Below are 12,118 nucleotides of genomic sequence, written 5' to 3'. Positions count from 1 at the left end.
TAGGGCCAAAACCGTGCGTAACCGTTTCGTGCCCGTGCTGTGGGTAATAGGACCGCTATGGCTGACCTCGATCAGACACTGGCCGTCGCCCTGAAGGGGTACGCATGGCTGCCGGATCTCCGTCGCCGGGCGGGCGGCGGGCCGGTGCGGACCCGGGTGCTGGGCCAGCCCGCGGTGGGGATCTGCGGAGACGCCGCGGCACGGTTCTTCTACACGAACGGGCACCTGGAGAGGCATACGGCGCTGCCGGGTCTGGTGGTGCGCACGTTGTTCGGCGAGGGTGCGGTGCACACCCTGGACGGTGCCGCGCACCGGCGCCGGAAGTCGCTGTTCACCTCGCTGCTGATGGACGACGGGATCGACCGGCTGGCGAAGATGGCCGGTGAGGAGTTCGACGCGGCGGCCGACCAGTGGTGCGGCGGGCCGCCGGTTCGGTTGTTCGACGAGTCGGCGCGGATCATCGCCCGGGCGGTGTCGCGCTGGGTGGGCGTACCCCTGGAAGATCGTGAGGTGGTGGCTCTCGCCCGGGACTGCGTCGCGATGGTCGACGGTTTCGCGACGGTGGGGCCGCGGACGGTGCGGGCGCTCGCGGCACGTCTGGCGCAGGAGCGCCGCCTTTCCAAGATCATTGCGGGGGTACGGGCGAAGCCGCCCACCCGGAGCCCGTTGTCGATCGTGGCACACCACAGCGACGACGGACAGGTCCTGGATCCGCGGGTGGCGGCCGTCGAGTTGCTGAACATCCTGCGCCCGACGATCGCGGTGGCGTGGTTCGTCGCGTTCGCCGCGCACGCCATGGACATGTGGCCGCGTCATCAGTCCCGGATGCGGGCCGGCGACGATGACTTCACGCTGGCGTTCACGCACGAGGTGCGGCGGTTCTACCCGTTCGCCCCGTTCCTGGGTGGCCGGGCGACCCGTGACCTGTTCTTCCAGGGTGAGCCGATCCCGGCCGGGACACTGGTGCTGCTGGACGTCTACGGCCAGAACCACGATCCGGAGCTGTGGACGGACCCGTACCGCTTCGACCCGGACCGCTTCCTGCACCGGGAGATCGGCGAGTTCACCCTGATCCCGCAGGGTGGCGGCGATCCCCGGACCGGCCACCGCTGCCCGGGCGAGCGGATCACTGTCGCGCTGCTGGGCACGCTGTCGCGCCGGCTCGCCGAACTGGACCACTATCTGCCGCCGCAGCGCACCGGCATCGGCCTGTCCCGGATCCCGGCGCTGCCCCGTGATCGGATCCGCCTGGTCGTGCCGGAGCACCGGCGGACGGTTCCGGCCGTCGAGCCGGCGATCAGTGCCAGTCGATCTCCGGTGAGCGGTGGAACCTGATCCCGGCGGCGTCCCACCGGGGACCGAAGGCGGCCAGCCGCTCGCGGAACGACTGCCAGTCCCGGCCCTCGCACGGTGACCAGGCCACCTCGGCGACGGCCGGCAGCCGCGGAAAGGTGAGGTAGCGCAGGTCGTCGACGCTGCGCAGGGTCTCCGACCAGAGCGGCGCCTCGACGCCGAGGATGTTCTCCTCGCCGACGCCGGGCAGCCGCTGCGCCGGGTCCCAGTCGTAGGCGCGCTCCACGCTCAGGTGCCCGGCCCAGTCCAGCCCGAGCGGGGTGTCGGCGTCGTACTTCATGTCGAGGTAGGTGCGGTCGGCCGGGGAGACGATCACCCGGCGGCCGTCGGCGGCGGCCCGGGCCACGGCGTCGTCGGTGGCCTCGATCCGCCAGTACTGGACGATCGCGTCCTCGGGCAGGCCGACTCCGGCGATCTCGTGCCAGCCGATCACGCTCTTGCCGAACCGGCCGGGGATCGGCAGCACCCGGTCCAGGAACGTGCGGTAGTCCTCCGGTGGCGTGGACAGGCACTCGTCGCCGCCGATGTGCAGGTAGGGGCCGGGGGTCAGGCCGGCGACCGTCTTGAGGACGGTCTCGACGAAGGCGTAGGTCTCCTCACGGCCCGCGACCAGCGAGGAGTAGCCGACCTCGGCGTCGGTCCGCGGTGCGACCGGCTGCCCGTCGGCGGTCAGCTCCGGGTAGGCGACGTGCACCGCGTTGACGTGGCCGGGCATGTCGATCTCGGGGACGATCGTGACGAACCGCTCGGCCGCGTAGTCGACGACGTCGCTGTACTCGGCGAGGGTGAGAAAGCCGGGCCCGGCCCCGTCGACGCCGGTGCCCGGGCCGCCGCTGACCTCCGTGAGCCGGGGCCAGCCGGGGATCTCCAGACGCCAGCCCTGGTCGTCGGTGAGGTGCAGATGCAGGTAGTTGATCTTGAATTGGACCAGCAGGTCGACGTGCGCCTTGATCTCGGCGGCGGTGAAGAAGTGCCGGGCCAGGTCGAGCATCGCGCCGCGGTAGGCGTACCGCGGATGGTCCTCGATGACGCCGCCGGGCAGTTCCGTGCCGAGCTGGCGCAGCGTCTGGACACCCCAGAAGACGCCCTGCGGGGAGCCGCCGGTCAGGGTCACACCGGTGGCGGTGATCTCCAGGCGGTACCCCTCGGCGCCGAGCGACTCGTCCAGCGCCAGGACGATCGCGCCGTCGGCGGCCGACGGGAGGCCCAGGTGCGCGGCGACGCCTTCGAGTGGGGGCGGGGCGCTCACCGCCGTACCCCCGGGAATGATCGTGAACGATGCGGCCGTGACCGGCCGCACCGAGGCCGGTCGAGGGATAACATCGCCGAGTCGCTGCGTCCGATCGCTCACTCTGAAGATTGTAAACAGTTAGGCTATGACGACCATCACACGTCTCGCCCGCACGGGTGACGAAGCGGTCCTGCACGACCTGGCCGCCCGGACATTCGGCCTGGCCTGCCCGCCGGGGACCGCCCAGGCCGACATCGACGCGTTCATCGCGGCGCACCTGTCGGTCGCGAGTTTCCGCGGCTATCTCGCCGACCCGGCACGCATCCTGGCGATCGTCGCGGTCGACGGCGAGCCGACCGGCTATTCGATGCTGGTCGGCGGCCCGATCGCCGACCCCGACGTGGCCGCAGTGGTCGATCAGGCCACCAGCATCGAGCTGAGCAAGTTCTATCTGGCGCCGGAGCGGCACGGGACCGGCGCCGCGGCCGCGCTGATGACCGCGACGCTCACCGCCGCCTCCGGGACCGGGGCCGAGACCTGCTGGCTCGGTGTCAACCAGCGCAATGAGCGGGCCGCGAGGTTCTACGCCAAGCACGGTTTCGCGATCGTCGGGGTGAAACGGTTCCTGGTCGGCTCCGAGTGGCACGACGACCACATCCGGCAACGCGGCCTATCCTCGGCGAATGGCAGTGGTACGAGCGGCTCGTGACGAGGACGCGGCGGCGATCGCCGACATCTGCACACGGGGCTACCGGCGGACCTATCCGGCCCTGCTGAGCAGCGAGTTCATCGAGCGGATGATCGCCGAGTTCTACCACCTGGAGCGGGTGTCCAAAGAGGTCGCGGCGGCCCCGCCGGGCTGGCTCGGCTACCAGGTCGTCGAGGAGGACGGGCGCGTCCTGGGCGCGGCCGGCGGCGGTCTGACCGCACCCGGTGTCGGCGAGCTGTTCGTGCTCTACCTCGACCCGGACGAGCGCGGCCGCGGACTCGGCACCCTGCTGCTGGACCGGATCACCGGTCAGCTGCGGGAGCTGGCGGCCACCGAGATGTGGGTGGCCGCGCTCGACGGCAACGAGCTGGGCATCCCGTTCTACGAGGCGCGCGGGTTCCGCAAACGGGAGCGGCGGCGCACCTACGGCTCCACCGAGGCCGACAACGCCTGGTCGTGGCGGTTCTCGCGGCCCATCTGACGCTCGCGTGAACCGGATCGCCCGCTGCGGGCATCAACGGGTGTGAACGACCTACGCTCGCAACCGATGCACCTCGCCGACGACGTGCTGATCCGGGAATCGGTGCGGCAGCCGGAACAGTTCGCGCCGCTCTTCGACCGGCACGCGGTGGCGATCCACCGCTATCTGGCCCGCCGGATCGGAGCGCCCGCGGACGACCTGCTCGCCGAGACGTTCCTGATCGCCTTCCGCAGACGCGCCTCCTATCAGCCACTCGGGCTGGAGGTGCGGCCCTGGCTGTTCGGGATCGCCACCAACGTCCTGCACCGGCACGTCCGGCAGGAGGAACGGCACTACCGGGCGCTGGCCCGGGCCGCCGGGGAACAGACTCCGGCGCACGACGACGACCGGGCCGACGACCGGGTGGACGCCGCGGCCCTGCGGGCCGATCTGGCCACGGCGCTGGCGAGACTCAAGCCGGGCGACCGCGACGCACTGTTGCTGCTGGCCTATGCCCAGCTGTCGTACGCCGAGATCGCCGCGACCCTGGACATCCCGGTGGGGACCGTCCGCTCCCGCATCAACCGGGCCCGCAAGGTGACCCGTGCCGTCCTCGGGCCCTCGGCCGCGTCCGGCCTCTCGGAGGTGGAGTGATGAACGACCTGGAACTACTCGACCGGTACGGCCCGGACGCCCCGCCCCCCTCGGACGCGACACTGACCGCGGCCCGGGCCCGGCTGCTCGCCGCCATGGACACCTCCGCCACCCCGCGCCGGGGTCTCCTCCCGATCCGTCGCCGCCTGGTGCTGGCCGGGCTCGGCCTGGCCGCCGCGGTGGCCGTCGCCGCCGTGGTGACGGCACCCCGGCCCGATCAGCGCCCGGATGCCACGCCCACCACCGTTCCCTCCATCGCCGTTCCCCCCACCTCGGCATCCTCGCCGGCCGGCGGGATCCGTCTGGTGGCGGCCACCGCTCCCGCGTTTCCCTGGACGCTTCCCGGGCTGGGTGACGCGGCCTTCACCGCCGACCCGGACGGCCCGGTCATCGCGATCTACCTGGCCGACGACCGCAGCGACGTCTACCTGGCCGCCGCCACCGCGGACGAGCGCACGCCGGGCTTCGGCGGCGAGTCGGCCGACGTCGAGATCAACGGTCGCCCCGGCCGTGTAATGGAGTTCAACGGGGCGTCCGACGGCCCGCGACCGCTCACGCTGGTGTGGGAGCACGACGACGGGGTGTGGCTGCGCCTGACCGGCCACGGGCGGTACGGCACCACGGAGGCCCTGACCGAGCTGGCCGGGCGGGTCGAGGACGAACCGCAGCGGCTGCATTTCGAGGTGACGGTCGGCCTGATCCCGGACGGCTGGGAGCTGGCGGCCTTCAAGGACGAGAGCATCCTGATGTACCGCGATCCCGCCGACCCGGCCGTCGACTTCCAGGTGCAGTGGGCACCGAAGTCGGAGCCGCTCTTCCGGGCCGCGGAGATGGACGGCATCGAGAAGGCGTCCAAGGTGACCGTGGGCGGCCGGAAGGCCGACCTGTTCCAGTGCCGCGACTTCTGGATGGTGCAGACCAGGCTCGCGGACGGTTCGGCCGTCCGGGTCTCGACGCCCCGGACGTTCACCTCCGAGCAGGTCCGGCAACTCGCGGAGTCGGTGCGCCGCGGCTAGACCGGTTTTTTGTCGTACCCCGTCGCTAGGTTCTTCGATGCGGACCGGCACCACGGGGGCGCCGGTCCGCAACCCGCTGTCAGCTCGCGTGCCGCATCAGGGCCTCCCCGGTGCGGCGTGCGAGTTCACGCAGCTCATCGGGCGACTCCACAGTGAAGGGTGCGCCCATCACCCCGAGTGCCATGACCGGCCAGCCCAGGTCGTCGACGTTCATCCGCAGGCGGCAGCCGCCCTCCGGCAGCTCCTCGACCTGACCCCAGTCGCCGACGAAACCGCGGACCGTCGCGGTGTCGGCCTGGATCATCACCGATACGGCGTAACGGTTGGGGATGGTCCGCATCCGGGAGCGCAGCCACTCGACCGGGTCGCCGCCGGGCAGCTCGCGCGGGCGGAAACGAGCACCGGTCGGCTGTGGGGCGGAGAGCCGGTCCACCCGGAAACTGCGCCAGTCACCCCGCTCCAGGTCCCAGGCCACCAGATACCACCGGCGGCCCAGCGAGACCAGCCGGTGCGGCTCCACGTGCCGGCGGGCGGGGTCACCGTCCCGCGGGGCGTAATCGAAACGCAGCCGCTCCTCACCCCGGCAGGCCATGGCCAGGGTGGTCAGGGTGAGCGCGTCGAGGACCGGGCCGCCGCCGAACACCCCCGGGGTGGTAACCGCCTGGAGCGCGTCGATGCGGCGGCGCAACCGGGGCGGGAGCAGCTGGATCACCTTCGCGAGTGCCCGTACCGAGGTCTCCTCGAAGCCGGCGACCGCGCCCGCCGCGGCGCTGCGCAGACCGACCGCGATGGCCACCGCCTCCTCGTCGTCGAGCAGCAGGGGCGGCATCGCCGCACCGGCCTGGAGCTGGTAGCCACCCGCGACGCCGCGTGCCGCGTCCACCGGATAGCCCAGCTCGCGCAGCCGGTCCACATCGCGGCGCAGTGTCCGGGGGCTGACCTCGAGCCGGTCGGCGAGCTCGGAGCCGGGCCAGTAGCGATGGGTCTGGAGCAGCGACAGCAACCGCAGCATCCGTGCACTCGTGTTCGCCATGGCTCCAGACTCTCCGTTATTGCGGTCAGAAAGTGGCCGCAGCGAATCCTATCGTCGAGGCATGATCGAGACGCGGGAGCTGTCGAAGCGGCCCAAAGACCTCCGGGCCGTCGACGGCATCGATCTGACGGTCGGGGTCCGTGTGATGCGGCGCTCCGACTGATCCCTTGCCGGGCCCGCTACCTTGTCCTTCGCAACTCATGGCGAGGTGGAGGGTGGCGGGCCGATGCGACGCCGACTGATTCGCGGGGCGTTCCAGGAGTTCCTGGGCTCTCTCACCCGGCCGGCCGGCGGCGGGGCGGCGGCACGCACCGGCAACCCGGACGCGATCGTCGACTGCGCGGTCTACGCCGGCGGGCAGCGGCACGGCGGCGCGGCGCAGGTCCCGTTCGCCGAGGCGGCCCGCCTGGCCCGGCGCCGGCGGGGCGCGTTCGTCTGGCTCGGCCTGCACGAGCCCGACCTGGCCACGATGGCCCCCGTCGCCGAGGTGTTCGGCCTGCACGAGCTCCTCGTCGAGCAGGCCGTCGCGGGCGGGCACCGGCCCGGCGTGCAGACGCTCGGCGACGTGACCCGGCTGGTGCTGCGGACCGCCCGCTACGTCGAGCACGATCGGCTGACCGCCACCTCCGAGGTGGTGGAGACCGGTGACGTCACCCTGCTGATCGGCCCGTGGTTCGCGATCAGCGTGCGGCACGGTCCGGTCGGCCCGCTCTGGGCGGTGCGCAACGAGCTGCAGAACCGTCCCGAGGTGCTGCGCCAGGGCCCGTGGGCGGTGGCGTACGCGGTCGGCAGCCGGATGGTGGACAGCTACCTGGATGTTGCCGACCACGTCGAGCGGGACCTGGAACGCATCGAGGAGGAGACCTTCGCGTCCGTCCGGAGCTCCGAGTTCGCCCACATCTACCAGCTCAAACGGGAGCTGGTGGAGTTCAAGCGGGCGGTGCTGCCGCTGTCCGATCCGCTGGCCCGGCTGATCGAGTCGCCGGGTCTCCCGGCCGGGCTGCGGCCCTATCTGGAGGACGTCCGCGGGCGGCTGGCCCGGGCCGTGGACCGGGTCGGCAGCTTCGACGACCTGCTCAACTCGGTCCTCCAGGCCCGGCTCGCGCAGGTGTCGGTCGATCAGAACCACGACATGCGCAAGATCGCGGCATGGGCGGCCATCGCCGCGGTGCCGACCGTCATCGCCGGGATCTTCGGGATGAACTTCGAGGAGATGCCGGGGCTGGATTCGCCGTACGGCTTCTATGCCTCGATCGCCGCGATGTCACTCATCGGAGGCGGCCTGTATCACCGCTTGAAGAAGTCCGGCTGGCTCTAGTTACTGAGAGTCACTATCTCAAAGTCCCCCGATTCGGTCGTTTTGCAGGCCAGACGGACGGCCGAACCCGAGCGTCCTGCCCTACCGATGAACACGGCGAGTTACTAAGTTTCGTAACTGAGTCGATCATTGGGGGGAATCAGCGTGACGGCAACCGACGCTTTGCCACAGCACGCCAGGCACGGCATCTTCACCGCTCTCAAGGGCCACGTCGACCTGTTCCTCAACGCCGGCTCACTGATGGCGACCACCCTCGTGACGTCCGCGTTCGGGTTCGCCTACTGGTGGGTCGCGGCCCACCTCGCCCCGCAGGCGGCCGTCGGGCAGGCGTCCGCCGCGGTGTCGGCGATGACCCTGATCGGCACGATCGGCATGTTCGGCATGGGCACCATGCTCATCTCCGAGCTGCCGACGGTCGCCCGCGGCAAGTGGGACCTGATCTCCACCTGCCTGCTGACCGCGGGCTCCGCGGCCACCGCCGGCGGGCTGGCGTACGTCCTGGCCGCCCACCTGTGGGCGCCGAGCCTCCAGGACGCGCTCGGTGGCAACGCCGGCACCGTCCTGCTGGTCGTCGGCATCGCGCTGAACGCCATGACGCTGGTCCTCGACGAGGCGATGGTCGGCCTGCTCCAGGGCCCGCTCCAGTTGATGCGCAACGCCTGGTTCTCGCTCATCAAGCTGGTGCTGCTCGGCGCGGTGGCGGTCATCCCGGGTCTCGCGCTGACCGGCCCGGTGCTGCTGCTCACCTGGGTGGCCGGCATCGTCGCGTCGACCGCGATCCTGTTCCGGGTGCTGCGCCGCCGCGGCATGATCGACTCGCTGCGCCCCCGGCCGGCGCTGATGCGGGGCCGCGGCCGGGCCACGTTCGACCACAACCTGCTCAACCTGGCCACCTACCTGCCCCGGGCCGCGCTGCCGCTGATCGTCACCGCGACCCTGTCGGCCGAGGCCAACGCCGCTTTCTACACCGCGTTCATGGTGCTGTCTTTCATGGCCATGGTGCCGGGCAACGTCGCCCTCACGCTGTTCGCGGTGACCGCCGGCGACCGGAGCGCGCTGCGGAGCAAGGTCCGGGTGGGCCTGCTCATCTGCCTCGGCGGTGGCCTTCCCGCCTCGCTCGTGGTCTACCTGCTGTCCGAGCAGATCATGGGCCTGTTCGGTGCCGGTTACGCCGAGTCCGCCGGTGCGGCGCTCGCCATCCTGTCGCTGACCTACGTCCCGTTCGTCTTCCACCACTTCTTCCTGGCCATCTCCCGGGTGCAGAACAGGCTGCGCGGCGCGGGGATCTTCTCGGTCTTCGCGGGCGTCGCCGAGTTGCTGGCCGCCTGGTGGGCCGGCACTCACGGCGATCTGAACGACCTGGTCACCGCGGTGGCCGTGGTGATGGCGATCGAAACGGTACTGGTCGCCCCGACCGTGCTGAAGGTCGTCTTCGCACCGGTCGCCGACATGTCCGCGGTAACAGAGGGAGTCAACGTCATGTCCACCACCAGCCTGACCCTGCACGAACGCGCCTGGCTGCCCCTGGAGTACATCCGCACCGTCGGCCCGCTCACCGGCGTCGACGCGGAACGGGTCCGCACCGCGCTGATCGGCCTGCACGCCGCCGACCCCACCCACCGGGCGGTGTCCCGCCTGGACCGGTCCGGCGCCCGCTGGCAGCACATGGACGCGGTGTCGTTCGCCGCCTTCGTCCAGGACGCGGTCACCGATCTCGGACACGGCCCGGTGGACTTCGACGCCATGACCCGGCGGCTGCAGTCCGAGCCGCGGGCCCACCACCCGGTACGGATCCTGGTCGGCGGCGGCTACTTCGCCCTCAAGGTGTCGCACGCCTACGGTGACGCCGGCCCGGTGAACACGCTGGTCCACGAGCTGGTCCAGGCGGCGGCGGAGGGGCGCGCGGCCCGGATCGCGCCGTCCGAGCGGCACCGGAGCGCCCTGCCGGTGGCCTGGTGGAAGCAGTTCGGGCTCAAGCCCTCCCGCTGGAAGGAGGGGCTGAGCTTCGCGCGGCCGCCGCACACCGAGCAGGGCCCGTCCCGCCCGTGGGAGGCCGGCCTGACCGTGGTGACGGCCCGTTCCGGCCAGGTGCTCGGGGAGATGCGGACCTGGCGCGACCAGTACGCCCCGGGCGTCACCACCTCGGCGATCACCTTCGCCGCGTTCACCTCGGCGCTGATCGATCTCGGTCTCGACCCGGATCTGCGGGGCGGCACGTTCCTCGCCGACGCCCGTCGTTACCTGGGCAAGGGCGTCAGCATCGACAGCAACTTCTGCATGGGCCCCTACCTGACGCCGCCGAGCCTGACCGACCCGCTCGCCATCCACCGGACACTGAAGGCGGAACTGGCCACCGGCCGGATCCTGACCATGATGCTGCTGCGCGAGGGCAAGATTCTGCTGACCGGGGCGCCCGGCATGCCCGACCCGTTCCCGTCCGAGATCGCCGCCGACGCGCGGCCGCGGCTGACCTTCAGCAACCAGGGCCGGCACGACATGCTCGGTGACCTGCCGTGGGCGGTCGAGCCTGCCGGGCGGGTCAACCAGAGCGTGCCGACGCTCAACGGCCCGGAGGGGATCACGCTGACCACCAGCGAGATGAACGGCGTCCTGCACCTGGAGGCGACGTTCCACGCCACCACGTACAACCCGGCGGTCGTCGCCCGGGCCCTGGAGCTGGTCTGCACCGACCCGGCCGGACTGATCATGGCCCGCCGATGAATCAAAACCATTAAAGATCGATCAGCAATCGTACGGCCACACGAAGTGACGCCCGATCAGGAATTCCTGATCGGGCGTCACTTTATTCGGCATTCAGCCCATGGTGATCAATTGCGCGGGCCGTTCGCGCCACCCCGCGGGCCGCCGCCATTCCGACCGCCACCATTCTGGCCGCCGCCGTTCTGACCAGCGCCGTTCTGGCCGCCGCCGCTCTGGTGACCGCCCTGGTGCCCAGTGCCCTGCTGAGCGCTGGGCTGCTGGCCACCCGGCTGCTGACCGGCAGGCTGCTGACCGGCAGGCTGCTGACCGGCAGGCTGCTGCTGGGTGTCGGCGGGCGGCCGGGTGTCGGCGGGCGGCTGAGTGGCCGGCTGTTGGGTGTCGGCGGGCGGCTGGGCGGCGGACTGCTGGCCGCCGGGCGCACCCTGGCCACCACCGGTGGTGTGCTGACCAGGGCCGCCCTGCCCCGGACCCTGGGGCCCACGCGGACCGTCAGGGCCCTTTCCCGGACCACCGTGCCCCGGACCGCCGGGGCCGTCATGGTTCGGTCCGCCCGGCTGGCCGTGTCCGGGACCGCCCGGACCGTCCAGGCCACCCGGGCCGGTCTTGCGCAGCACGGGCAGCGAGAGCAGCGCCGTACGCGTCTGGGTACGGGCCTTGAACCCGCAGTCGTCGTAGGAGATGGTCGCCCAGAGCCTGGTCACGCCGGGCCGGGAGAGATAGGGCGTCACCCGGATCCGGGTGGTGTCGACACGACCGGGCCGGAGCGAGTCGCCGCGGGAGAACGACGCCGATCCGCCGAATCCGGGGTAGTCGACCCGCACCCGTTCGCCGCGGACCCGGACCTCGGCATCGCAGATCCGCTGGTCGGTGCGCCACTGGATGGACACCCAGCTGCCGGTGCCGGAGCGGACCGACTGGAGCCAGTTCGACACCGGCTGCGGACCGAGGGGGGCCGCAGTCGCGGGGGCGGCCGTGACCGTCGCCGCCGTGCCGAAAGCGGCTGTCGCCAGAGCGATGATCGCGCCGATTCGCCGTGTCTTCTGCATCGAGATTCCTCCAGTGCCTACGAGTCCGCCGGTCACCTTCGACCGGCCTGACAAAGCGGACACTATGCGGATTTCAGGCATTAGCCATTATTTTCGGCGGCGTTTCGGCGTGAAAAAGATAATCCGGACAAAATGTTTAGATCAGGTCGGCCGAAAAGATGATGTTGGCAAGCTCGGCTGATTCACCCCGGAGACGGGGTAATGCGACGACATGACGCAGCACACCGCACCAGAGGATCTCGGCGACCCCGTGTCATACCTCGTCCTGAAGGACGGCACCCCCGTCTACGACCGCTCCGGCGGCGAGGTCGGGACGGTGGACCACGTGCTGGCCGACGAGCCGGCGAACCTCTTCCACGGCCTTCTGATCAAGACCGCCGACGGGCACCGCTACGCCGCCGGAGACCAGGTGGACGGACTGTTCGAGCGCGGCGTGATCGTCGCCGAACCGGCCGACCGCCTGGCCACGCCGAGCGCTGACGCCCCCGCCGAGCTGGCCGAGAGCCGCGCCACCGGTCTCCGGCGCGCCTGGGAGTGGCTGATCCAGCCGAAATGACAAGCGAGGCCGGACCCGTGA

The 12,118-nt window shown here is 71.2% G+C and carries 11 protein-coding genes; 8 read left to right on the top strand and 3 right to left on the bottom strand.

Translation table 11 applies throughout. The annotated features are described in order from the left end of the window. Positions 1-57 precede the first annotated feature (57 nt). Positions 58-1,335, top strand: a complete 1,278-nt coding sequence (locus ACFO0C_RS45195) for a cytochrome P450 (RefSeq protein WP_378073056.1) — start codon at positions 58-60, stop codon at positions 1,333-1,335. On the opposite strand, the gene ACFO0C_RS45190 is transcribed toward ACFO0C_RS45195, so the two are convergent. After that, complete coding sequence (locus ACFO0C_RS45190) at positions 1,298-2,704, bottom strand: beta-N-acetylhexosaminidase (protein WP_378073054.1); 1,407 nt, start codon at positions 2,702-2,704, stop codon at positions 1,298-1,300. The genes ACFO0C_RS45195 and ACFO0C_RS45190 overlap by 38 nt on opposite strands. Positions 2,705-2,729: 25 nt before the next feature. Between ACFO0C_RS45190 and ACFO0C_RS45185 the strand changes: the two genes are divergently transcribed. The 4 genes from ACFO0C_RS45185 (at position 2,730) to ACFO0C_RS45170 (ending at position 5,423) form a co-directional block, all read left to right on the top strand. Then, entirely contained in the window at positions 2,730-3,293 is a 564-nt protein-coding gene (locus ACFO0C_RS45185; RefSeq protein WP_378073053.1) for a GNAT family N-acetyltransferase, read from the top strand. Continuing rightward, a complete protein-coding gene (locus tag ACFO0C_RS45180) occupies positions 3,268-3,774 on the top strand; it encodes a GNAT family N-acetyltransferase (protein WP_378073052.1) in 507 nt (168 codons plus the stop codon). Before ACFO0C_RS45185 ends, ACFO0C_RS45180 begins: the two co-directional genes overlap by 26 nt. A 66-nt stretch (positions 3,775-3,840) precedes the next feature. Beyond that, complete coding sequence (locus ACFO0C_RS45175; protein ID WP_378073051.1) at positions 3,841-4,407, top strand: RNA polymerase sigma factor; 567 nt, start codon at positions 3,841-3,843, stop codon at positions 4,405-4,407. Next, the gene (locus ACFO0C_RS45170) at positions 4,407-5,423 is read left to right on the top strand and encodes a hypothetical protein (RefSeq protein ID WP_378073050.1); all 1,017 of its coding nucleotides are present in this window, start codon (positions 4,407-4,409) and stop codon (positions 5,421-5,423) included. The genes ACFO0C_RS45175 and ACFO0C_RS45170 overlap by 1 nt, the downstream gene beginning before the upstream one ends. A 79-nt stretch (positions 5,424-5,502) precedes the next feature. On the opposite strand, the gene ACFO0C_RS45165 is transcribed toward ACFO0C_RS45170, so the two are convergent. Continuing rightward, complete coding sequence (locus ACFO0C_RS45165) at positions 5,503-6,456, bottom strand: helix-turn-helix transcriptional regulator (protein ID WP_378073049.1); 954 nt, start codon at positions 6,454-6,456, stop codon at positions 5,503-5,505. A gap of 226 nt (positions 6,457-6,682) precedes the next feature. On the opposite strand from ACFO0C_RS45165, the gene ACFO0C_RS45160 reads away from it, so the two are divergent. Together ACFO0C_RS45160 and ACFO0C_RS45155 are read left to right on the top strand one after the other, a co-directional pair. Then, positions 6,683-7,774 (top strand): magnesium and cobalt transport protein CorA, encoded by a 1,092-nt coding sequence (locus ACFO0C_RS45160; protein WP_378073048.1) that lies wholly within the window; start codon positions 6,683-6,685, stop codon positions 7,772-7,774. Positions 7,775-7,918: 144 nt separating this feature from the next. Continuing rightward, positions 7,919-10,495 carry a lipopolysaccharide biosynthesis protein gene (locus ACFO0C_RS45155; protein ID WP_378073047.1) on the top strand — a complete coding sequence of 859 codons (2,577 nt, stop codon included), beginning with the start codon at positions 7,919-7,921 and terminating at the stop codon, positions 10,493-10,495. A 107-nt stretch (positions 10,496-10,602) separates the two neighbouring features. Here the strand turns inward: ACFO0C_RS45155 and ACFO0C_RS45150 are convergent, their stop codons facing one another. Then, positions 10,603-11,541, bottom strand: coding sequence for a hypothetical protein (locus ACFO0C_RS45150; RefSeq protein ID WP_378073045.1), 939 nt, complete (start codon positions 11,539-11,541; stop codon positions 10,603-10,605). A gap of 250 nt (positions 11,542-11,791) precedes the next feature. Here ACFO0C_RS45150 and ACFO0C_RS45145 point away from each other — a divergent pair, with 250 nt between their 5' ends. After that, on the top strand, positions 11,792-12,097 hold the full coding sequence (locus ACFO0C_RS45145) for a PRC-barrel domain-containing protein (RefSeq protein WP_378073044.1): 306 nt from the start codon (positions 11,792-11,794) through the stop codon (positions 12,095-12,097). Positions 12,098-12,118 lie beyond the last annotated feature (21 nt).

The organism is Actinoplanes subglobosus, assembly GCF_042650585.1.
Taxonomy (GTDB): Bacteria; Actinomycetota; Actinomycetes; order Mycobacteriales; family Micromonosporaceae; genus Actinoplanes; species Actinoplanes subglobosus.
This window is presented reverse-complemented; position numbering and strand designations above follow the sequence as displayed.

Bases quoted from the DNA above. Each gene is read 5' to 3' on its own strand.
- ACFO0C_RS45170 (WP_378073050.1), top strand. From the start codon at position 4,407: ATGAACGACCTGGAACTACTCGACCGGTACGGCCCGGACGCCCCGCCC.
- ACFO0C_RS45180 (WP_378073052.1), top strand. From the start codon at position 3,268: ATGGCAGTGGTACGAGCGGCTCGTGACGAGGACGCGGCGGCGATCGCC.
- ACFO0C_RS45160 (WP_378073048.1), top strand. From the start codon at position 6,683: ATGCGACGCCGACTGATTCGCGGGGCGTTCCAGGAGTTCCTGGGCTCT.
- ACFO0C_RS45195 (WP_378073056.1), top strand. From the start codon at position 58: ATGGCTGACCTCGATCAGACACTGGCCGTCGCCCTGAAGGGGTACGCA.
- ACFO0C_RS45185 (WP_378073053.1), top strand. From the start codon at position 2,730: ATGACGACCATCACACGTCTCGCCCGCACGGGTGACGAAGCGGTCCTG.
- ACFO0C_RS45150 (WP_378073045.1), bottom strand. From the start codon at position 11,541: ATGCAGAAGACACGGCGAATCGGCGCGATCATCGCTCTGGCGACAGCC.
- ACFO0C_RS45175 (WP_378073051.1), top strand. From the start codon at position 3,841: ATGCACCTCGCCGACGACGTGCTGATCCGGGAATCGGTGCGGCAGCCG.
- ACFO0C_RS45165 (WP_378073049.1), bottom strand. From the start codon at position 6,456: ATGGCGAACACGAGTGCACGGATGCTGCGGTTGCTGTCGCTGCTCCAG.